This is a genomic window from Candidatus Curculioniphilus buchneri endosymbiont of Curculio glandium (assembly GCF_964275155.1).
In the GTDB taxonomy this organism is placed as follows: domain Bacteria; phylum Pseudomonadota; class Gammaproteobacteria; order Enterobacterales; family Enterobacteriaceae; genus Curculioniphilus; species Curculioniphilus buchneri.
The window spans coordinates 878,292-902,844 of record NZ_OZ193413.1; the positions used below are offsets into that span (position 1 = coordinate 878,292).

Annotated in this window: 11 protein-coding genes, 1 tRNA gene and 2 pseudogenes; 13 read left to right on the plus strand and 1 reads right to left on the minus strand. The window is 31.0% G+C overall.

Annotated elements, in window-relative coordinates:
- Positions 1 to 126: 126 nt before the first annotated feature.
- The 13 genes and pseudogenes from rlmE (at position 127) to ACICP0_RS02730 (ending at position 17,491) form a co-directional block, all read left to right on the plus strand.
- A pseudogene (rlmE, locus tag ACICP0_RS02670) lies at positions 127 to 755 on the plus strand (23S rRNA (uridine(2552)-2'-O)-methyltransferase RlmE).
- Between the two features lie 53 nt (positions 756 to 808).
- Positions 809 to 2,737: an ATP-dependent zinc metalloprotease FtsH gene (gene ftsH, locus ACICP0_RS02675; RefSeq protein WP_395480257.1), complete on the plus strand. Its 1,929-nt coding sequence runs from the start codon at positions 809 to 811 to the stop codon at positions 2,735 to 2,737.
- A gap of 95 nt (positions 2,738 to 2,832) precedes the next feature.
- Positions 2,833 to 3,684, plus strand: coding sequence for a dihydropteroate synthase (gene folP, locus ACICP0_RS02680; RefSeq protein ID WP_395479770.1), 852 nt, complete (start codon positions 2,833 to 2,835; stop codon positions 3,682 to 3,684).
- On the plus strand, positions 3,677 to 5,014 hold the full coding sequence (gene glmM / locus ACICP0_RS02685) for a phosphoglucosamine mutase (RefSeq protein ID WP_395479771.1): 1,338 nt from the start codon (positions 3,677 to 3,679) through the stop codon (positions 5,012 to 5,014). The genes folP and glmM overlap by 8 nt, the downstream gene beginning before the upstream one ends.
- Positions 5,015 to 5,219: 205 nt before the next feature.
- Positions 5,220 to 5,558 carry a preprotein translocase subunit SecG gene (gene secG / locus ACICP0_RS02690; RefSeq protein ID WP_395479773.1) on the plus strand — a complete coding sequence of 113 codons (339 nt, stop codon included), beginning with the start codon at positions 5,220 to 5,222 and terminating at the stop codon, positions 5,556 to 5,558.
- 31 nt (positions 5,559 to 5,589) lie between these two features.
- Positions 5,590 to 5,676 (plus strand) — tRNA-Leu (locus tag ACICP0_RS02695).
- 717 nt (positions 5,677 to 6,393) lie between these two features.
- Positions 6,394 to 7,881, plus strand: coding sequence for a transcription termination factor NusA (gene nusA, locus ACICP0_RS02700; RefSeq protein ID WP_395479774.1), 1,488 nt, complete (start codon positions 6,394 to 6,396; stop codon positions 7,879 to 7,881).
- Between the two features lie 25 nt (positions 7,882 to 7,906).
- Positions 7,907 to 10,504, plus strand: coding sequence for a translation initiation factor IF-2 (infB, locus tag ACICP0_RS02705; RefSeq protein ID WP_395479776.1), 2,598 nt, complete (start codon positions 7,907 to 7,909; stop codon positions 10,502 to 10,504).
- Positions 10,505 to 10,568: 64 nt separating this feature from the next.
- Entirely contained in the window at positions 10,569 to 10,919 is a 351-nt protein-coding gene (gene rbfA / locus ACICP0_RS02710) for a 30S ribosome-binding factor RbfA (protein WP_395479777.1), read from the plus strand.
- A 114-nt stretch (positions 10,920 to 11,033) separates the two neighbouring features.
- A pseudogene (truB, locus tag ACICP0_RS02715) lies at positions 11,034 to 11,732 on the plus strand (tRNA pseudouridine(55) synthase TruB); the annotation flags it as partial.
- A gap of 298 nt (positions 11,733 to 12,030) precedes the next feature.
- Entirely contained in the window at positions 12,031 to 12,300 is a 270-nt protein-coding gene (rpsO, locus tag ACICP0_RS02720; protein ID WP_395479778.1) for a 30S ribosomal protein S15, read from the plus strand.
- A 211-nt stretch (positions 12,301 to 12,511) separates the two neighbouring features.
- The gene (gene pnp / locus ACICP0_RS02725; protein WP_395479780.1) at positions 12,512 to 14,641 is read left to right on the plus strand and encodes a polyribonucleotide nucleotidyltransferase; all 2,130 of its coding nucleotides are present in this window, start codon (positions 12,512 to 12,514) and stop codon (positions 14,639 to 14,641) included.
- Positions 14,642 to 15,682: 1,041 nt separating this feature from the next.
- Positions 15,683 to 17,491 (plus strand): DEAD/DEAH family ATP-dependent RNA helicase, encoded by a 1,809-nt coding sequence (locus ACICP0_RS02730; protein WP_395479781.1) that lies wholly within the window; start codon positions 15,683 to 15,685, stop codon positions 17,489 to 17,491.
- 1,157 nt (positions 17,492 to 18,648) lie between these two features.
- On the opposite strand, the gene pitA is transcribed toward ACICP0_RS02730, so the two are convergent.
- Entirely contained in the window at positions 18,649 to 20,220 is a 1,572-nt protein-coding gene (gene pitA / locus ACICP0_RS02735) for an inorganic phosphate transporter PitA (protein ID WP_395479783.1), read from the minus strand.
- Positions 20,221 to 24,553 lie beyond the last annotated feature (4,333 nt).

Here is a 24,553-nt window from a genome sequence, read left to right on the forward strand (position 1 = left end):
ATAACATGAAATATTCTACAAACGTATTAATTTAATTTTTAAAACATCTCATGATAATGTGAATACATGAATCATTAATCTTATTCATAGCTATATACGTTTTATAAAATTTATTGGAAAATAAAAATGATAAGAAAAAATTTTTCGACAAGTTCTAAACGCTGGTTGCACGAACATTGCAGCGACCAATATGTTCAACAATCAAAAAAAAAGGATTACGTTCTCGTGCTTGGTTTAAACTTAATGAAATACAGAAAAGTGACAAACTATTTCGGTCTGGAATGACTATTGTTGATTTGGGTTCGGCACCGGGTGGGTGGTCGCAGTTCATTGCTAATCAAATAAGTGGAGAAAAACGTATTATCGCTTGTGATATTTTACCTATGGATGCGATAACAGGTGTTCAATTCATACAAGGAGATCTACGTGATCCCCAGGTGCTACAGACTCTTTTAAAATTAGTAGGCGAAAAAAAAGTTCAAGTAGTTTTATCCGATATGGCACCGAATATGAGTGGTATTCCATTAGTTGATACTAGTAATGCTATACATCTTGTAGAATTAGCGATAGAGATATGCCGTGATATTTTATCACCAGGCGGAACCTTTCTAGTGAAAGTTTTTCAAGGAGAAGAGTTTGATGTATGTCTACACAAAATTCACGCTCTTTTTATGAAGATAAAAATCCGAAAACCACACTCTTCCCGAACTCGTTCTAGAGAAATATACGTTGTAGCGACAGGGCGAAAAATATAGTATTCTATACTAATTTTAATACCTTGTAATATGAGGATTATTCCTTGAGTGATATGGCAAAAAACCTGATTATTTGGTTGGTGATTGCAGTTGTATTAATGTCAGCATTCCAGAGCTTTGGACCCAGTGAATCAAGTAAACGTAAAATAGATTATTCCACTTTTATGTCTGAGTTAAATCAGGATCAAATTAAGGAAGCACGTATTAATGGTCGTGAAATTACTGTTACTAAAAAAGATAGTAATCGTTATACTACCTATATTCCGGTTAATGATCCAAAATTGCTTGACATTCTTTTAAACAAAAGTGTCAAAGTAGTAGGTGAGCCACCAGAAGAACCTAGTCTATTAGCATCAATCTTTATTTCTTGGTTTCCGATGCTATTATTGATTGGGGTTTGGATTTTCTTCATGCGGCAAATGCAAGGTGGTGGTAAAGGTGCAATGACTTTTGGAAAAAGCAAAGCGCGCATGCTTACAGAGGATCAAATTAAAATAACCTTTTCTGATGTTGCTGGTTGCGATGAAGCAAAAGAAGAAGTGAGAGAATTAGTCGATTACTTACGTGAACCTAGTCGTTTTCAGAAATTAGGTGGTAAGATTCCAAAAGGTATTTTAATGGTCGGTCCGCCTGGAACAGGTAAAACACTATTGGCTAAAGCTATTGCTGGCGAGGCTAAAGTACCTTTTTTCACCATATCTGGTTCAGATTTCGTTGAGATGTTTGTTGGCGTGGGCGCTTCTCGAGTACGAGATATGTTTGAACAAGCAAAAAAAATGGCACCGTGTATTATCTTCATTGATGAAATTGATGCTGTAGGTCGTCATCGGGGCGCTGGACTTGGTGGAGGTCACGATGAGCGAGAACAAACCTTAAATCAAATGTTAGTAGAAATGGATGGTTTTGAAGGAAATGAAGGTATTATTGTCATTGCAGCAACTAATAGACCTGATGTACTAGATCCGGCCCTTTTACGTCCAGGACGTTTCGACCGACAGGTAGTCGTTGGTCTTCCCGATGTGCGTGGTCGAGAACAAATTTTGAAAGTACACATGCGCCGAGTACCATTATCACCTGATATGAATGCTTCCGTTATTGCAAGGGGAACTCCTGGATTTTCAGGTGCTGATTTAGCTAATTTAGTCAATGAAGCGGCATTGTTTGCTGCCAGAAACAGTAAAAATGTAGTATCTATGGTAGAATTTGAAAAAGCTAAAGACAAAATAATGATGGGTGCTGAACGTCGTTCAATGGTAATGACTGAAGCACAAAAAGAGTATACTGCTTATCATGAAGCAGGTCATGCGATTATTGGCCGATTAGTGCCAGAACATGATCCAGTACATAAAGTAACGATTATTCCACGTGGTCGTGCACTCGGAGTAACCTTTTTTTTGCCAGAAGGAGATGCTATAAGTACTAGTCGACAAAAGTTAGAAAGTCAAATTTCTACTTTATATGGTGGTCGTCTAGCTGAAGAGATGATTTATGGTATACATAAAGTATCTACTGGCGCGTCCAACGATATTAAAGTAGCAACTTCAATTGCTCGAAGTATGGTAACACAGTGGGGTTTTTCAGAAACATTAGGTCCATTATTATATGCAGAGGAAGAAGGTGAAGTATTTCTTGGTCGATCAGTAGCAAAAACGAAACATATGTCTGATAAAACAGCACGCATTATTGATCAAGAAGTAAAATTACTTATTGAACGTAACTATGATCGTACCCGAACATTATTAATAGAACATATAGATATTTTACATGCCATGAAAGATGCACTAATGAAATATGAAACCATTGATGCGCCCCAGATAGAAGATTTAATGAGCCGTAAAACAGTTCGTCCTCCAGCTGGATGGAACGATGATAATATTAAAAATAATGGAAGTAATGGTACGCCGCGTACCCTTCCATCTATGGATGAATCGTGTTCATTAAACCCCAGTAACACTATATCCGAACAACATAATGGCCATTAGACATATTACGCAACATTTATGATTAATTTTTGCTTTTTATTAAAAGTATTAAAATAACAATCTTGCAGTTTAGGTGGTTATAGGAGCCTAAAATTATGCAACTTATCTCTCATGAACGTATTCTCGATCTTTCCGTTCCTCGAGTCATGGGCATCCTTAATGTAACACCTGACTCATTCTCCGATGGCGGAAAGTACAATCAGCTGCCTAATGCTATCGAATACACTGCAGACATGATTAACGCTGGAGCATTGATCATTGATGTTGGCGGAGAATCTACACGACCAGGATCTCATGCAGTTAGTGAAGAAGAAGAAATAGAACGAGTAGTTCCTGTAGTCGGGGCATTAGCTCAACGATTTGATATTTTTATTTCTGTAGATACCTCCAAGGCATTAGTAATGCAGGAAAGCATATTAGCCGGCGCTCACTTAATTAATGATGTTCGTTCACTCAGTGAACCTGGAGCTTTAGAAGTTATTGCAGCTGCACAACTGCCAATATGTTTGATGCATATGCAAGGCAATCCACGTACTATGCAACAAGCTCCTTATTATAAGAACGTACAGGCGGAAGTCGAAGAGTTTTTCATAAAAAAAATTGCTTGTTGTGAAGAAGCTGGAATTAAGAAAGATCAACTACTGCTTGATCCAGGATTTGGATTCGGTAAGACTTTGTCACATAATTATCAACTTTTAGCTCAACTCTCAAGGTTTCATTATCTTGGTTTACCAATTATGGTCGGAATGTCACGAAAATCTATGGTTTGCCAATTAGCAAATTGTGCTATTGAAAATAGAGTATCAGGTAGCATTGCTTGTGCAGTTATAGCTGCACTGCAAGGAGCAAAAATAATACGAGTACATGATGTTAAGCAAACAGTAGAAGCATTGCATGTAGTTAAAACTACTATTGCAATGAAGGAAGGAAAAAGTTTATATGAGTAATCATAAATACTTTGGTACTGATGGTATTCGTGGTAAAGTGGGAGATATACCTATCACGCCAGATTTTGTCCTTAAGTTAGGTTGGGCTGCTGGTAAAGTGTTAGCACGTCATGGTTCTCGTAAAGTCATTATAGGCAAAGATACTCGTCTTTCAGGCTACATGCTAGAATCAGCGTTAGAAGCAGGTTTAGCTGCTGCTGGATTATCCGCTGCTTTTACTGGTCCAATGCCGACACCGGCCATTGCCTATCTAACGAGAACCTTTCGTGCAGAAGCAGGAATTGTCATTTCTGCTTCACATAATCCATTTTATGATAATGGCATTAAATTTTTTTCTATTGAAGGCACAAAATTGCTAGACAATGTAGAAACGGCTATTGAGATAGAATTAACGAAGCCATTAACTTGTGTTGAATCATCAGAATTAGGAAAAGCAAGCCGAATTGTTGATGCAGCTGGACGTTATATCGAGTTCTGTAAAGGTACATTTCCTGGCATTTTCAGTTTGAAAGGACTAAAAATTATCGTAGATTGTGCTAATGGTGCCACTTATCACATCGCACCTAGTGTATTTCGTGAACTTGGCGCAGAAGTGATTACTTTAGGTTGTCAACCAGACGGCACAAATATTAATCAAGAATGCGGCGCTACTGATGTGCATCTATTACAAAATTTGGTGTTAGAAGAAAAAGCTGATTTAGGTATTGCCTATGATGGTGATGGTGATCGAATAATTATGGTGGATCATTTAGGAAAAAAAATAAATGGAGATCAGATCCTGTACATAATTGCACGAGAAAAATTACGACAAGGTCAGCTATTTGGTGGTGTAGTCGGAACACTTATGAGTAATATGGGCCTTGAGTTAGCACTAAAACAACTAGGGGTGCCTTTTATTCGCGCTCAAGTTGGTGATCGCTACGTGTTGGAAACAATGCAAAAAAAAGGTTGGCGTATTGGAGCAGAAAACTCTGGACATGTGATCTTGTTAGATCATACCACCACTGGTGATGGTGTTATTGCTGGTCTACAGGTATTATCAGCTATGATTAGTAATCACGTTAATTTACATGATTTATGCAGCGATATGTTGTTATTACCACAAACATTAATAAATGTTCGTTTTATTGGACAAAGTAATCCTATAGAATCAGAAGTAGTTAAAGAAACCTGTTTTGAAGTTGAAAAACAATTAGCTGGCCGAGGACGGATATTGTTACGAAAGTCAGGCACTGAACCTTTAATTCGTATTATGGTAGAAGGAAAAGACGCTGAACAAATTACAACACTTGCACGTCGCATCGCTTCCGCGTTAGAAACTGCAAATTGAATTTTGTGAATTATAATAATGAAAACAAGATAATTTACGAATAAATTAGTTTATTGCATTTTGTCATCATTAAATTAATAACTAAGCATTCTTTGATTATTAAAGTATTTAAATCATTAATGTTGAAATATTTAAATGTATTGAAAATAGTCCTGAGAGTTTTATAAATTTATAGTATTATACACTTTGTAGAGAGATCTAAAGAATGATGTACGAGATTTTATTAGTAATATTTTCATTAATAGCAATTAGCTTAGTTGCATTAATTATTCTACAAAAAGGAAAAAGTATTAATGATATAGGGGCAGCCTTTGGTTCAGGTGTTTCGAGTACTTTATTTGGTTCTGTCGGTTCTAGTAATTTTATAACCCATATGACAACGATACTGGCAATACTTTTTTTTATTCTGAGTTTACTATTAGGTAATCTGAGTAGTCGTCATAATAAAAAGGATATCCAATGGAATGTTTTACATGAATCCCATAAGCCAGAGATAATGTCAAAAGACATGTCTACACAACAGAATCACGATATTCCTCAATAGAATAAATGTGTTATTAATAATATATTGATATACCGAGGTGGTGAAATTGGTAGACACGCTACCTTGAGGTGGTAGTGCCTAACTGGGCTTATGGGTTCAAGTCCCATCCTCGGTACCAAAGTTTTCTTTGATAACTTTCTATAATTATTAATTATGATTCATTCCTTTTTTTAGCCATTATGTTTCTTTTTTTCTAGAAAGTTTTTTAAAAATTTAAAATTATCGGCTATAAATCTAGTTATTTTATTACTGAATTCCATAATAATATTATTTTTAATATACTGTCTCAAGGCGTTATAGTATTTAGCTAACTTTGAAAGTTTTTCTAGTAAAATACTTTACTACATAATATTTCTAGCCGCTATACTGTGTATATAGTATCTAATTTTTTGACGCCCCGATTTTCGGGGTTTTTTATTGTTTCATTGCAATATTATTAAATTTATTGATTCTTTTCTTATGGGCATCTATAAATGTATATAAAAATAAATATTGTTTATTTTACAAAGAGTTAAAAAAATAATTATACCAAACTCAACTAATAAATTGGTATTGTACTAGATGTTAAAAATTGTATCTCTATAACCTATATGTTTCCTTGTTTAAATTTGGCATGAATAGAGAAGTACATTTTAAATCGATTTATCGATAACAAAGTTAGCTTAGTATTAAACATCATGATACATAATCGCTGTGAACAAAAAGACATCACTAAAATAGTCTATTATGTAATAGTTAGTATAATAATGGATTTAAAAAATAAACAATTCGCCTTTAAAATATTAAAAAAGCGAATTTAGTATCCCATTTAAAATGTTTTACTAAGGCAACTAGTATGAATAAAGAAATTCTTGCAGTTGTAGAAGCAGTTTCCAACGAAAAAGCTATTCCGCGTGAAAAAATTTTTGAAGCTTTAGAGCTTGCATTAGCCACGGCAACAAAGAAAAAATATACACAAGACATAGAAGTGCGTGTCAGTATTGATCGTAAATCAGGAGATTTTAATACCTTTCGCCGTTGGATGATTGTAAACGAAGTAACTCAACCCACACGAGAAATAACATTGGCGGCAGCTCGGTTTGAAAGTCAGAACATGCAACTTGGTGATTATGTTGAAGATAATATTGAATCTATATCGTTTGATCGTATAACTACCCAAACAGCCAAACAAGTAATCATTCAAAAAGTACGTGAAGCTGAAAGAGAAATGGTACTCAATCAATTTCGTTGCCGTGAGGGTGAGATTGTCACAGGCGTGGTAAAAAAAATTAATCGGGATAGTATTAATTTAGATCTTGGCAATAACGCAGAAGCAATCATTGGACGCGAGGATATGCTGCCACGAGAAAATTTTAGACCAGGTGATCGAATTCGTGGCATATTATATTCGATACGTCCAGAAATGCGTGGTGTGCAACTTTTTATCAGTCGTTCTCGACCGGAGATGCTAATTGAGCTTTTCAGTATTGAAGTACCCGAAATTGGTGATAAAGTAATCGAAATTAGGGCTGTAGCTCGTGATCCGGGCTTACGAGCTAAAATTGCCGTTAAAACAAATGATAAACGTATTGATCCAATCGGAGCTTGCATTGGTATGCGAGGTGCACGAGTCCAAGCAGTTTCCAGTGAACTTGGCGGTGAACGAATTGATATTGTACTATGGGACGATAATCCAGCTCAATTTGTTATTAATGCCATGGCACCTGCTGATGTTTCTTCTATCGTGGTAGATGAAGATAAACATATAATGGATATTGCAGTAGAGGCAAGTAATCTTGCTCAAGCTATCGGTCGTAATGGGCAAAATGTGAAGTTAGCTTCACAGCTTAGCGGATGGGATCTTAATGTAATGACGATAGATGACCTACAAGAAAAACATCAGGCTGAAGCTAATACAGCAATTAACATTTTTACTCAGAATTTGGATATTGATGAAAAATGCGCCGCATTATTGGTAAATGAAGGTATTTTTTCTTTAGAAGAAATAGCTTATGTACCAATAAATGAATTATTAGAAATAAAAGGATTAGATAAAAAAACACTAGGAATATTACGCGAACGAGCAAAACGTGCATTGATAACACAAACTCTTACTCAGAAAGAGTTTCGAAGAACAAATGTTCCATCTAAAGATCTACTCGGCTTGCCTATGCTTGAGTGCGAAATAGCATTTAAATTAGCGGAGCATGGTATTTGCACTTTAGAAGAACTTGCTGAACATGGCATTGATGAACTGTCAGATATTGAAGGATTAAGTAGTAAAAAAGCCGGTGAATTAATTATGGCTGCACGCAATATTTGCTGGTTTAAAAAAATTACGTAATCAATTATAGAATTGAAGGAACAGCATGACAGATACAACCGTAAAATTGCTTTCTGAAGCAATGAAGATTTCAGCAGATTTCCTAGTACAACAATTTTATGACATTGGAGTCAATAAAACTGTATTGGATTCTGTAAGTCAACAAGAAAAAGAAATATTAATAGCGTATTTAAATCGTAATCGAAATAAAGGCCCCAATCAATTAACTTTACAGCGAAAAACACATAGTACTTTAAAAATTTCTAGTACAGGTGGTAAAAGTAAATCAGTAAAAATTGAGGTTCGTAAAAAACATACGTATTTACAACCGGATCTTCAAGAAGACAAACAACTTAAAATAGAAAAATCAGTTCAACAGCACATTGAAAAAAAGTTTGTTGAAACGAAAAGTAATAAATTAACTAATCGACCGCTTAATACAACGATAAAAACATTGCAAATGTCTATAAAAGCTCGGCGTGAAATTGAAGCTGCAGAGTTAATACGAAAGGCAGAAGAAGAAACATATCGAAAGATTGAAGAAAGAGCTCGCCAAATAGCAGACGATGCACGTCGTATGGCTGAAGAACATAGCATTTGGAAGAGTGATTCTCTAGATATAGATGAAGAGGATAGCACCACTGACTATCATATCACTACCTTTCAACACGCTCGAGAAGCAGAGGATGAAAATGATCGTAAAGTAGAATATGATCGTCGAATCCGAGTTGGTAAACTGAGTAAGAACAAGAAAGCAAATCGGCTATCAGAACTAAAATCTGATCGTGAAGAAGCGCGTGCTATGATGGGTCGTAATAATAAAAGCAAGCGTAATAAATTAAGTACTCTGATGCAGAGTTTTACTAAGCCAATTAAGATAATAAATAGAAATGTAATCATTGGCGAAACTATTACTGTAGCTGAATTGGCTAATAAGATGGCAGTAAAAGGTTCACAAGTTATTAAAGTAATGATGAAACTGGGTGCTATAGCAACTATTAATCAAGTTATCGATCAAGAAACAGCTCAATTAGTAGCAGAAGAAATGGGTCACAAGGTCAGTCTACGTCATGAAAATGAGCTTGAAGTATCAATAATATCAGATCGAAATACTTTAAAATTTACTGAACCTGAACCTAGAGCTCCGGTGGTTACTATCATGGGACATGTCGATCACGGTAAGACTTCTTTGTTAGATTATATTAGATCAACAAAAATAGCTGCAGGAGAAGCTGGTGGAATTACTCAACATATTGGCGCTTACCATGTTAAAACTGATAACGGCATGATAACCTTTTTAGATACGCCAGGACATGCAGCATTCACAGCCATGCGCGCCCGTGGTGTTCAAGTTACAGATATCGTTGTTTTAGTAGTAGCAGCCGATGATGGCGTAATGCCGCAAACAATTGAAGCTATCCGACATGCTAAAGCAGCAAAAGTTCCAATAGTAGTTGCAATAAATAAGATTGATAAGCCAGATTCGGAACCCAAAAGAATTAAAAAAGAATTAATTCAATACGGAATTATTTCCGAAGAATGGGGTGGTGACAATCAATTTGCACATGTATCTGCGAAATCTGGTGAAGGCATTGAAGAGCTATTAAATGCAATTTTATTACAGGCAGAAATTCTTGAACTCAAATCCATTAAACAAGGAATGGCTATTGGAGTAGTTATTGAATCTTTTTTAGATAAAGGCCGTGGCCCGGTAGCCACTATATTAATACGTGAAGGAACTTTACATCGTGGTGATGTTGTATTATGTGGTCTCGAATATGGCCGTATACGAGCTATGCGAAATGAATTAGGTCAAGATGTAGGCTGTGCTAGTTCTTCAATTCCTGTGGAAATTTTTGGCCTATCTGGCGTACCGGTTTCTGGGGATGAAGTAACTGTAGTACGTGATGAAAAAAAAGCTCGTGAAGTAGCACTCTATCGTCAAGGTAAATTTCGTGAAATAAAATTAGCACGTCAAAAACAATCTCAGCTAAAGGATATTTTTGCTGAAGTAAATGCAGGAAAACAATCTGAATTGAATATTGTGCTAAAATCTGATATGCAGGGATCTTCTGAAGCTATTAAAAATGCTCTAGAAAATTTATCAACTGATGAGATAAAGATAAATATCATTAATTCTGGAGTAGGAAGTATTACTGAAACCGATGCTACTTTGGCAGCAGCATCTAATGCTATGTTATTAGGTTTTAACGTTCGTGCTGATTCCTCTGCTCGTCATATTATTGCAAAAGAAAATGTAAATTTACGTTATTATTCAGTAATATATGATTTGATTAGTTCAATTAAACAAGCATTGACAGGCATGCTAAAACCAGAATATAAACAGGAAATTATTGGTGTAGCAGAAGTACGTAGTGTGTTTCGTTCACCAAAATTTGGTGCCATTGCAGGCTGCATGGTAACGGAAGGTCTAATTAAACGCTATAACAAAATTCGGGTATTACGTGAAAACGTAGTCATATATGAAGGAGAGTTAGAATCTCTTCGCAGGTTTAAAGATAATATTAATGAAGTACGAAATGGTATGGAATGTGGTATTGGAGTAAAAAACTATGATGATGTTCGTTCAGGAGACATAATCGAAGTTTTTGGCACAATTGAAACTCAACGTAACATTTTTTGATATGTCTGTTATTAACACAATGTATATAATTATTTTCTTACATTACTTAACATTGGAGCATTGAATGTTAAGAACATATAGCCGTACCAAACGTATTGCTCAAGAAATTCGAAAAGAAATAGCTATTATTTTACAATGTAAAATTAAAGATCCTCGTATTGTCATGGTCACGGTTTCTGGATTAGAAATATCACGTGATTTAGCATACGCTAAGGTATTTGTTACATTTTTAAATAGCAATACACCTAAACAAATTGGTATGAACATAAGGAGGTTGCAGTGTGCATCTGGTTTCATACGCAGTTTGCTTGCTAAAACTATGCACCTACGTATAGTACCAGCATTGACTTTTTCTTATGATTCTTCTTTAGTAAAAGGAATGCAAATATCACGATTGCTTAATCATGTAAAATAAATAAATTATTTTTGCCGAGGTGAATAAAGTTCAACTATATCGAATACATCCAGGAAAAATAAAGTGAAGAATCATCTTGATCACATTCATCGTGATATCAATGGAGTTATATTGATGGACAAACCATCTGGTTTGTCGTCTAATAAACTATTACAAATAGTCAAGCAATTATTTTGTGCTAATAAAGCAGGTCATACTGGCGCATTGGATCCTTTAGCAACTGGTATGCTGCCTATTTGTTTTGGTAAGGCAACTAAATTTTCTCAATACTTATTGAATGCTGATAAATATTATCGAGTTATTGCTAAGCTTGGTGAGCGTACTGATACTTCTGATGCTGACGGCCAAATTGTTAGTATTAGACCGGTAGTATTAAAAAAAGAGGATTTAGAGTCTGAATTAGATTATTTCTTCGGAAAAACTTATCAAGTTCCATCAATGTTTTCGGCGATAAAACATAAAGGTCGACCATTATATGAATATGCTAGAAAAGGAATACTTGTCCCACGTAAAAGCAGATTAATTCAAATTTATAGTTTACAATTACTATGGTGGAACCACGATCAAATTGAATTAGATATTCACTGTTCTAAAGGAACCTACATACGAACTATGATCGATGATTTGGGAGAACGACTTGGTTGTGGTGCACATGTTAAATCTCTTCGTCGCTTAGCAATATTCCCGTATTCTAATACGCGTATGATAACACTGAAAGCATTGCAAATACTTACATCCATTGAACCAAAGTCACAAGAGACGCTGAATCGACTTGATACATTATTATTACCAATAGAGACTGTGGTTAAAGATATATTATTTTAACCACAATTTTATTAGAGACTACTTTATAAAAGTATATGAGTTAAGAAAGAATAAAAAGTTATCGTGCAGTTCTTATTCAGTGTATCATAAATAATTGACAAAAAAATAAGCATAATTTTTAATTAATGCGCCGATATACGTTATTTGATCGAAAAAATATTTTTATAATACAATGATTATCTTGCGATTACAAAGATCTAAGGTTACACTAGCAAAGTGTATGCAACGAATATTTATATTAAGAGAATATAATCTATTTATTCCTCGATAAAGTTGGAGTATGTTAATGTCTTTTTGTCTTGAAAAAAGAAAGGAAATTATTTCTAATTTTGGCCGTATATCCAAAGATAGTGGAAAAACTGAAGTACAGATTGCTTTTTTAAGTTATCAAATTGATTTTTTGCAAAATCATTTTTCAAAACATCGGAAAGATCACCACAGTCGCCGTGGTCTTCTCCGTATGGTATCTCGGCGTCGAAAATTACTGGATTATTTAAAAGATAAAGATATCGTACGTTATAGTAATTTAATCGTACGTTTGGGTCTTCGTCATTAATTTGATAAGTGAATTTTTATAAGAGAGGGGCCATATAAAAGGCCCCTTTCTGCTTGTACAGAATCTATGTATGGACGTGACGGATAGGAGTTAATATCAGTAACATGCACAAGAATACATTAAATAAATTAGCTCCTATTATTTTCGGGAAGTAAACAATGAATAATGCTATTAAAATAGAGTATCATATACTTTTAAAAAGGAAAGAATTTTGTTAAATTCAATTATTCGAAAGTTTCAATATGGTCGTCATACTGTAACAATAGAAACTGGCAATATGGCACGTCAAGCCACTTCTGCAGTTATGGTAACTATGGATGATACTGCAGTATTTATTGCAGTTGTCAAAGCAAAAACAGTTAAACCAGGACACAATTTTTTTCCATTAACCGTGCATTATCAAGAACGCGCTTATGCTGCTGGCCGTTTCCCGGGTAATTTTTTTCGTCGTGAAACACGCCCCAGTGAAAATGAAACGATTATTTCCCGTCTGATTGATCGTTCGATTCGTCCATTATTTCCAGATGGTTTCTTGAATGAAATTCAAATAATTGCGACTGTGATGTCGCTCAATCCGCAAGTTAATCCAGATATTGTAGCAATCATTGGTACTTCAGCTGCGTTGAGTATATCTGATCTTCCTTTTGATGGACCTATAGGAGCTGCGCGTGTTGGATACATCAATAATAAATATGTACTAAATCCAACAACTACTGAATTATCTAATAGTTTACTTGATTTAATAGTCTCTGGTACGTCTAATGCAACATTAATGGTGGAATCAGAAGCAAAAATTCTGAGCGAAGAGCAAATATTGGATGCTATAGTGTATGCTCAAGAGCAGCAGCAGATAGTGATTGATAATATCAGGCAACTAGTAATTAAAGATGATGATAAATTAAAATGGCAGTGGCAACCTAAAGCAGTTGATCATGCCTTATACATTAAAATTACAGAATTAGCCGAATCTCATTTAAGAGAAGCATATTGTATTGTAACTAAACAAGAACGTTATACGGCAATCGAATCCATCCAAGCCAATGTAATTGAAATTCTAACTAATCAAGATAATAATGTAGATCAGGATAAGATAAAAGATAGTTTAAAACAACTAGAAAAAACTATTGTACGTAGTCGCATTTTGTGCGGTAAACCTCGAATTGACGGTCGTGAAAAAGATACGATCAGATGTATAAATGCTTGCATTGGTATATTACCACGTACTCATGGTTCGGCATTGTTTACAAGAGGTGAAACTCAAGCTTTAGTTACTGTTACTCTTGGTACTGAACGAGACGCTCAAAATATTGATGAATTAACAGGTGAACGAATAGATCGTTTCTTGCTACATTATAATTTTCCTCCCTACTGTGTAGGTGAAATAGGTATGTTAGGATCACCGAAGCGTCGAGAAATTGGACATGGTCGTCTGGCAAAACGCAGTATTTTAGCCGTCATGCCTAATGCCAATGAATTTCCGTATACTGTACGAGTGGTATCTGAAATTACAGAGTCACATGGTTCTTCTTCTATGGCTTCCGTATGTGGTGCATCCTTAGCGCTAATGGATGCTGGAGTGCCTATTAAAGCAGCAATTGCCGGAGTTTCTATGGGTCTTATGAAGGATTCTGATAATTTTTTTGTATTATCTGATATTTTAGGTGATGAAGATCATTTAGGCGATATGGACTTTAAAGTAGCTGGAAGCCGTCAAGGTATTACTGCATTACAGATGGATATTAAAATTAAAGGTATCACCCGTGAGATTATGAAGATAGCACTGAATCAAGCTAAAAATGCGCGAATGCATATATTGGATATCATGGAAAAAGTAATTAGTACATCACGTGGCGATATTTCAGAATTTGCACCACGTATTCATACAATAAAAATTACTCCTAATAAAATTAAGGATGTGATTGGAAAAGGCGGTTCAGTGATCCGGGCATTGACTGAAGAAACTGGTACAAATATTGAAATTAAAGATGATGGAACTATCAAGGTGGCGGCAACTGATATTAAAAAAGCTCATCACGCAATGCGACGTATCGAGGAAATTACCGCTGAAATTGAAATAGGACGTATTTATAATGGAAAAGTAACACGTATTGTTGATTTTGGTGCTTTTTTTTCTATTGGCGCCGGTAAAGAAGGTTTAGTGCACATATCCCAAATTACTGATAAACGTATAGAAAAAGTAGCTGATTATTTAGAATTAGGCCAAGAATTACCAGTTAAAGTACTGGAAGTAGACCGTCAAGGTCGAGTACGTCTAAGTATTAAGGAAGCGAATCTTTCTAAAAAAGATATAATAGTGTATAGAACAAAATATTTGAAATAATATTTTATTATTAATTTTCAATTTTATCTGAAGAATCATAGCGATCTATACAGTAAAGGGTGATTTTTTAAAATAAAATAGAAATTTTAATGTGAGTTTTTCAGTACAACGGTATTATGTCAGATCCTTTTAAAAAACATAGATAGTATGCTACCATGTGTTAAAAAAGACCGAAGAATATAGAACAATTTTATTTTTAGTCTATATCAATTGCTTAACTAAAAAATAGAAAATAGTACATTTAACACATGTAAAAGTGTCTTTATATAGTGATAATTAGTGATAGTAATATACGAATATATCTGTTATAGATTGTACGGAATTGCATGATATATTTTTAGATTTGGAATCTTAACCACACAACATATTAAAATTTTTAAACTGTCCTGCGAAATCTAATTTCATATGTCCAATTCTTCTATCATATTGTAATAATAATCACATATCATTAATTAATTATGATGCTATTCTTGTGAAAAAAATTTGATTTTATATTTCAAGACATAGGTAACTATTACTTGTTAAAACAAATAACGATAAAACATCATGGTATGTAACAAAATTACATTAGAAAATAAGTATAAAAGTATAATTTAAGAAATATCAACAATATGTTTGTATCGAATCGATACAATAGATCAGATTTGTGATTATCAATCATCGTTACATGGCTAATAACTTTATTCGACTCATTTATTACAAAAATTAATTAAAGATTACTTAACTACAGAAAACACAGTTTTGCAATAACTTTTTAATTAACTTTATTAAAAGATAAATCATTTATTTGTTATTTTATAATGAATAAATATTCAATTAAGTAATGTTATATCCTATTAAAGGAAATTCAGAATCATTAGAAATATTTTAAAGTAAGATTAATACTAATATTGAAAAAATTAAAGTAGTTTGCATTCTCTCTTGCTTGTGAGAGTTAAATTTTTTAATTCAACCAAAATTTAGACCAAATACATATTTTAAATTAAAATTCACTATAGTAAAACATTGAGATTAGTCACAATTTAAAAGAGGCATCTATATATGTCTAAAACAGAACATTCTTTTACTGATATGGGATTAAAAGCTCCTATCCTTAAAGCATTAATCGATCTCGGTTACGAGAAACCATCACCTATACAAACTATTTGTATTCCGCATTTATTAGCCGGACATGACGTACTTGGCATGGCGCAAACTGGTAGTGGAAAGACTGCAGCTTTTTCTTTACCTTTATTGCATAATATCAACGCAGAATTAAGCGCACCTCAGGTATTAGTATTAGCACCAACTAGAGAGTTAGCAGTGCAAGTAAGTGAAGCTTGTACTGATTTTGCTAAATATATTAAAGGTCTTAACGTGGTTGCTTTATATGGTGGTCAGAGATATGATATTCAATTTCGTGCACTAAAAAAAGGACAACATTTTATAGTTGGCACACCAGGTCGATTGTTAGATCATCTAAAACGTGGAACATTAGATTTATCTAATTTAATTGGTCTAGTACTTGATGAAGCTGATGAAATGCTGCGCATGGGTTTTATTGAAGATGTAGAAAATATTTTAGCACAAATTCCTGCGCAACATCAAACAGCACTATTTTCTGCCACTATGCCAGAAGCCATTCGACGTATTACCCGTCGTTTTATGAATAAACCGAAAGAGGTATGTATTCGTTCTAACATAACTACTACTCCTGATATTAAACAGAGTTATTGGATCGTCTATGGCATGAGAAAAAATGAAGCACTTGTTCGCTTCTTAGAAACCGAAGATTTTGATGCTGCTATCATCTTTGTACGTACGAAAAGTGCTACATTGGAAGTGGCACAGACATTAGAACAAAATGGTTATAACAGCGCTGCACTCAATGGTGATATGAATCAGACATTACGTGAACAAACACTTGATCGTTTAAAAGATGGACGTTTAGATATTTTAATTGCAACAGATGTTGCTGCTCGAGGTTTAGACGTTGATCGGGTTAGTTTGGTAATAAATTATGATATTCCAATGGATTCGGAATCGTATATACACCGTATTGGCCGAACTGGGCGTGCAGGGCGCACTGGGCGTGCTTTGTTATTTGTAGAAAAGTATGAACGACGACTGCTACGTAACATTGAACGTATCATGAAACTTACCATTCAAGAAGTAGACTTGCCAACCTCTGATATGCTTAGCGCTCGCCGTTTAGAAAGATTTTCAGAAAAAGTTCGAATTCATCTTCAAAGTAATGATCTAAATATGTATCATGCATTGCTATCAAAATTACAGTTAGAAGAAAATTTAGATATCACAATGTTGGCTGCAGTCTTATTGAAAATAGCTCAAGGAGAACGCCCATTGATTTTACCGTCTAATCCGATATTGGGGCATCGTTCACGACGCGCATTACATGTTCAAGATAACACCTGTCAGGAAAAGAATGAACGTTCATTGCGCCGTGAACGATGCAATATAAGTGAAATGGATCTTTACCGTATCGAAGTAGGCCGCAATGACGGTATTGAAGTCCGTCATATCGTTGGTGCAATTGCTAACGAAGGAAATATGAGTGGTTGCTATATCGGTAATATTAAATTATTTGCCTCTCATTCAACTATTGAACTTTCAAAGGAAATCTCTGGTAAAACATTATCCCATTTTACTCGTATGCGAATTTTAAATAAACCGATGAATTTACAATTTTTAGGTAAAGTACAATCTCATAATAATCGTCAAACAACTACTAATAGTCGTGTGCATTACGGTAATGAAAAAAATGAAGGAAACAGTCGTCATTTCAGTGGACATCGTAAAAATACGATGTCTATGCCAATAAATCGCCGCCGTTTTAATAGTAATGCTTAATGATTTAGATTAATTGTTTAAAGTAAAAATTTTGAAATTGTAATTGCGTTATATAGTTAATGAAAATAGATTTAATCTATATTAAATATGAAGAAATATTTTTAACTAAAAAGTCGTGCGTCATTCTTTAATGCGAATGTCAGATTTCGATAAATTATCTCAATAAAATCTCAAGTTTATATATTAAATGAAATTTATACTTTATGGATTAGAGTATAATGGACTTTTCTATAAAAATAGAACAACCATTTATATGGACGAATTAATTTTTATTTTAAATTTATCTTTTCATTTTTTTTTATCTTTAAGATAAGATAATCTATGTACTCTATTAATTAATGGATAGATTAGTAAGTATTATATTTAAATATAAAACATTTTAAAATGTATTTAAAGCATGATTAAAAATACGTTTATCAATTTTATTTAGTTGATAAAATTATAAGATTTATATTTCTTCTATCTATGAGATAAATCACTTATATCTTTAAATTATAAAAATGTATGAATATTCTATTTTCGAAATATATAAAATGCATTTTTTCTTTTTAAGAGAGAAATTTTTTCATAATTAAATAAAGTGCTAAAATAGCAGATATATGATAATTTTTATTTGATGCCTAAATGATTATTATATCATTGATTATATTTAATAACAGATGTAAATTTCATCATATCTTTGGTATTTGTTGATATTTTAAAACTGCTAATAATTATTATTCATGAGTGGTGATTGGAAGTAATTGTGATGTTGTTTTAAAAGTAATTATTAGAAATATTAAATTAAAAAAATACGTATCCCTTCTCAAACAGAAGAAATAATGTAATCTTATTACGTTTAATAAGTAATAATTTTATAGAAACATTCTATATAAGATTACTTGATTAAAAAGACTGAATTTTTACATATTGATATATATTCTTTTTATATAGAAAAAATTTCTGCCTAATACAATATATTATATAATTTTTATTATTTAATATAATATATATTATTTATGGAACAACTATTACATCATGATGATATAATGTAATTATTTAATGTAATTATTAAGGTATTATCAATGTGTATTGTACAGTGAAATTTTTTATTTTTTGATCCTATACATCACATGTATTAATGAATACTTTATATTATGTAATATAAATGAGAAATATTATATCAATTTTAGAACTAACCAATATAAACTACCTGATAGCACTATAGCCACTGGAAGAGTTAGTATCCAAGCCAATAAAATTTGTTTCACCATACTACCTTGTATACCATTTCCATCTGCTATCATAGTCCCCGTTACTGCTGATGATAAAACGTGGGTAGTTGATACAGGCATACCAGTATAACTAGCAATTCCAATGGAAATTGCTGTAGTTATTTGTGCTGATAATCCTTGTGCATAAGTCATATTTTTTTTACCTATTTTTTCACCGATAGTGATCGTGACTCGTCGCCAACCGATCATAGTACCCAATGATAATGATAATGCGACCGCAATAATGATCCACACCGGGGAATATTCTATCGTACATAGTAAATCTCGACGAAGATTCGCTAAAAAATATTTATCTTCAGCAGTCATTTTTGAAAATTTTATTATTCTATCAATAACATCAGTAAGATATATCAAAACACGACGCACATAAGAACGTTGATATGGATTCAATTGATTATAAGATTCTAAATGATTTAGTACTAAAACAGTGCTATCGATTACTAATAATACTTGATGTTCTATATTACAGCAGTGATTCTTTTTTTTTGTATTTTCTTGAGTTAAATTTTGATGGTTTTCTAATAGGTTTTGTCCAGTACTTAGAGGAGATATGAAAGTATGTTGTGCTATTCGTGGTATGCTACACCATTCTTCTGCATCATTAAATTGAAAAAAAATTTTATGATGTTGAATACAATATTGCTGTAAGTAATTCACAGCATTTTTAATACGATGAATATCGTAACTATTGGCATTCATATTAATAACAAATCCTGCGGGAACAACACTGATTAGTACTAGCATAATAAGTCCTATTCCTTTTTGTCCATCATTGGCTCCATGAGAAAAACTTACACCAGCGGCAGAAAGAATAAGTGCTATGCGAGTCCAAAATGGTGGATGACGTTTTCCATTTTTTTGTTCCCATTCTTCAGGTGTAATATGAATACCGCCAAAAATTTTTTTGTTTTTCCAATTTCGACGAAGAAAAAAAATTGTTAAACCTGCTAATAATAATCCTATTATCGGAGATATAATAAGTGACAAAAAAATTTCAATTAACTTAGGAATGTTCATAGCTTTCATTATTGAACTATTAGTTATTAGGGCATTAGTTAAACCAACACCAATAATTGCACCAATAAGTGTATGCGAACTAGAGGCCGGTAATCCAAAATACCAAGTACTAAGATTCCATAGGATTGCTGACAGTAATATTGAAAACATCATTGCCAATCCACTAGTAGAACTAATGTTAAGTAGCAGATCAGTTGGTAATAGATGAATGATAGTATAAGCTACGCTTATACCTCCCATTATTACACCAAAAAAATTCAATATTCCTGACATAATAACTGCTGATTGAGATCGTAAAGCACGGGTATAGATCACGGTGGCTACGGAATTAGCGGTATCATGAAAGCCATTAATAACTTCATACAATAAAACAAAAATTAATGTAAGCACTAACATGAAACCGGTATGTAATTCTAAACCGGTGAATAAATATAGCATAAAAACGACGCCATTATTTGGACATAAACAGATTGCATTATCTGCGACAACAGAGGAAAGGAAAAAGAAAATATGAAATATATGTTCTTTCTTATCACAAAAAAATAAAATTTAGTATATAAATCTCTGATTTGAAAAAAATGAATATTTATAATTCATAAGAATGTCTTGTATTGACATTTTATTATCAAGCATCATTCATTAAAATAAAATCGGATGATGAATTGAAAATTTTTTTATACTAGACATATATTTATGTAACAACATTTGTTGTTATATTAATTGTCATCCGATAAGTAGCATATCTTACGTTTTATTTAAACATGCTAATAACATGGCTATGAGATATTTTTCTTTTTTTGCATAATGCATATTAATTTAAAAGCATGTGTTAGAATTTCAGTGATTGAGCATATCAATGCTATAATACGGATAACTATATGAAGGATATAAAAAATCTCTATTTCATAGATAATTGTCCTAGTCTTTTAAAAATAGTTTATAAAAAAGATCGGAATTTATTCTCAGAAATGAAATTTTCTATCAAGTTTAATGTGTATATTGATAATATATATTTTAAATATTTATTAAATATTAAATGGATAATTTGACTACACAAATATATTTTTTAGTCTTTTATTTAACAAAATTATTGAAAATTATTATAAATAATTTGAGGTAACTTTAAATAATTCTATAAAGCTTTATAGCTAGCCACTAAATAGATATATTTTGATTTATTTCAGACTACTTGAAGGTCCATAGGACAATAGCATTTAAACAAATAACACAGCACATTATATAACATAGTATATATATTAATAATAAATATAAGAATTATTGACAAAAATCAACTTAGATTTTGAATTTAAATGACGCTGCATCAAGATATTTGATGACAAATAGAGTGATGATGTATTGTCAAGAATGCTAATATATCATTAGATATATCAAAGATTGAGTTTTTCTAAAATTTATATGATAAAAATAAAATAAGAAGATACGTTCTATTAATCTAATTTAATATAAGCATTATTCATTTTAACTTGGTATAAAATAAATATATTATACATATTCATAGCAATGTTTTAATGAAAATTAATTTTTTATTAAATTAAAGAATTGGCGATAAATTTAGTTTCGAATTGATGTGCGACATAGCTACATATAATCAATGACAGGATACAACTACAATAATATATCATAGTTAACCTTTATTAAATTGATTATTATATTGTAATAGTTCGATCTATAAAGCAAGAGGAGAACTAAGTTAATTTAAATTAACATCTTAATTCCATCATTAAGATGCTAGTAATGCACTAGAGCATTAGGAATACCTTTGTATATTGCTGTAATATTTTTAAATATAAAAAATAATATTTTAATTAAGCATTTATACGCTACTAAAATCAGTAAAAAATATATTGTTTTTAACAATAGTATATTGTTTATTTATATTGTATTAAATTAAGAATTAAATAATGAATTTGAAGGCTATTACTGAATGATATATTGTTTAATTTTTTAATTATTTCTGGAATTACTGTCAGCGATAATATTTTATTCATTTTAAATTATTCTCCTAAAATAAAATTACTTTCTTATAAATATACATTTCAAAAAATATTTATTTAATTAGTTCATGTATAGATTATAGATTTTTAAATTTAGATGCTTCTTTTTATCGCAATAAACATATATACTTATACTTAAATTCGAATAGATAATACAACTATCTTAGTTTCAAAATTGACTTATTTTAAATGTTTTTATTTAGCTACGTTTGTTATATGAAAATATGGTGGAATCATATTCTAAAAATTTAGAATTCAGATCGTATCCATATTCTTAAAATATTTAATACGTATATTTGACAATCTTACCATATTATCATATAAACTGAATTTTTTAAAAAAATTAAGTAATATGACAGTGTGGTTTAATCTTAAAAAACTATATTTTTACTTTTTATAAACTTAAAAATTAAAAATATAACCTAATTTCATTATATTTATTTAAAAATTTTCTAGAAAAAATATGAAAATGATTAGGAAAGTAAAGATTTTTCCTATATTTTCAACTATATCGTTTTGATGTATATCAAAAAAATGCGCGTCTATTATCAAATACAACAATAAAGTTCATCGAAAATCTATTACAAGATTATATTCTCTATTATTTAATTCATTAAATAATGTATTTGTAATGTTTAAATAATATTAATATATTAAAAAATTAAAATAACTACACAAAAAATTTATAGGATATATTGTATATACCATCAGTGCCAAAATAACGTATTTCTCATTTTTACTTTTTTTGTCTTTTACATAAGGTACACTTTTTTACAGCACGAAATATTAAATAAAATGATTGAAAATATGTTTCACATCAATTATATCCATCATTGTGTTGGCTATATAAATAAAACGTTATATTTAATATAATCTATAGCAATTTTTACTATCAAACTGAACATAATTAATCTATTGTTTATCGTAGATAAAAATTTTTATATACTATACAGAAAAAGATACATACCTTATATGATTTGACATTCGTCGATGCACTAATTAGTTAAAAAATTTAAAGAAGCATGGCTTAAAATTTTTACTAATTAATAGAAAACCGGTCTATAGTAGGAAATATGTATCGTTTTTCAAAAAGGAATAGATAAGAACTATATGAACATTAAGTATTTTTATGTTTCGTAATAAAAGATTAAAAATGCGAAAGTTAATAACTTAACATTTTTGAAAATTCTTTGATATTATGTAATAAATATTAAAAAAGTATTTTCGGTTGAAAATTAGTACTGATGCATCAGATAAAATAAAATCTCTTTTTTTATATCCATAAAAATAAGCTATAGTCTACAATGTGTTAATGATTATAGTTTTCTGCTATTGTCCTTTTATAATGAGTTATCAAGCAAGTATTTTAAATTTTTACTCATAATTATTGTACTATTATCAAAGTAGTAAGAAGCATTATTTATATGGTTTTAAAACCATTATCAACTGATTAAATATAATTAAGATCAATAATTTATTAGACTATATTACCAAGTAACACTATATTTAATAAAGGTTGTGTTAAAAAAATTCAATATTCTTATTTTGTATGCAAATAAAAGATTTCAATTCTTAGAGAATTTTATTAAAAGTATAAAATTCTAATGATCGTTTTTACAGCAATCAAATTAATAGTAACTTAAAGTAATATAATGTTGTTCATATTTTAAAGCTATGCTATTGAATATTATACTTAAATATTTATTTAGTATTATTAGTTAGTAACTAAAAAATAAATTTTTCTGCAATATAAATTACTATAATATACTTTTTTTAGAAGACCATATATAATTTAATTTTATTATTATTAATTACCAAGAAAATTTATATTATGTTACTTAAAAGTCTTCAGTTATTATAATATATACTAATCATTTATTTATTATATAAATAGTAATTTTACTAAAGTTAAAACATAAAACAATGTAATCATAATTTAATTATTGAAATTATTCAGATTCTGAGTGTCTACTCAGCTTATGAAGCTATTTATCATATGTTCTTATACTAAAATAGTATATGTACAAAATATATTTTTATATAAGAACATAAAAATGTTTAGGTTTTCCTACATTGTGATTTATAATATTATCGATAGCACATTTATTATAATGAATATGTTTTTATTAAAAATTGTACATTACTTTTTACCTTATCAAACAAAATAAGATGATACTTTTAATTAAGTATTATACCATCTATTCTTTAGTCTATTTTTTTCATGAGGTAAAGTATATCCAAAATGGATATAATCTTTACATTGAATATTTTATTAATTTTCCATAAAGATTCTAGAAAATAAGACCATGGATTTTGATGTATAATTGTAATGTATTCATTGATTACATGTACTATCATTTGATATAATTTTACATGAGATTAATAATATAAATTATAGTGTTGATAATACTATAATTCAATTTTTACTAAACTGAAACATAACATAGTAATATAGAATTATATCTGGTAGTATTCACTGTTTTATATAAGGTATTAGTCATTGTTATTGATAACATGCTAAATGTTGGAGACATATACCATGTTATTTAAATTTAATCTAAATTCTATTTAGTACAATTTTTCTTGTAAAGAACATATAAAATTATGTGTTTCACGTTATCATTATAAAAATATATTTTTTATATATATATTATAAAATATCAAGGGTATAAGTAAGAGTATAAGTATAGGTAATATACATAATCGTATCGTTATCAACGTATACTAAAAATTAGTATTTATCTTAAATAGAACAA

Bases quoted from the DNA above. Each gene is read 5' to 3' on its own strand.
- ftsH (WP_395480257.1), top strand. From the start codon at position 809: ATGGCAAAAAACCTGATTATTTGGTTGGTGATTGCAGTTGTATTAATG.
- folP (WP_395479770.1), top strand. From the start codon at position 2,833: ATGCAACTTATCTCTCATGAACGTATTCTCGATCTTTCCGTTCCTCGA.
- glmM (WP_395479771.1), top strand. From the start codon at position 3,677: ATGAGTAATCATAAATACTTTGGTACTGATGGTATTCGTGGTAAAGTG.
- secG (WP_395479773.1), top strand. From the start codon at position 5,220: ATGATGTACGAGATTTTATTAGTAATATTTTCATTAATAGCAATTAGC.
- nusA (WP_395479774.1), top strand. From the start codon at position 6,394: ATGAATAAAGAAATTCTTGCAGTTGTAGAAGCAGTTTCCAACGAAAAA.
- infB (WP_395479776.1), top strand. From the start codon at position 7,907: ATGACAGATACAACCGTAAAATTGCTTTCTGAAGCAATGAAGATTTCA.
- rbfA (WP_395479777.1), top strand. From the start codon at position 10,569: ATGTTAAGAACATATAGCCGTACCAAACGTATTGCTCAAGAAATTCGA.
- rpsO (WP_395479778.1), top strand. From the start codon at position 12,031: ATGTCTTTTTGTCTTGAAAAAAGAAAGGAAATTATTTCTAATTTTGGC.
- ACICP0_RS02730 (WP_395479781.1), top strand. From the start codon at position 15,683: ATGTCTAAAACAGAACATTCTTTTACTGATATGGGATTAAAAGCTCCT.
- pitA (WP_395479783.1), bottom strand. From the start codon at position 20,220: ATGCTATATTTATTCACCGGTTTAGAATTACATACCGGTTTCATGTTA.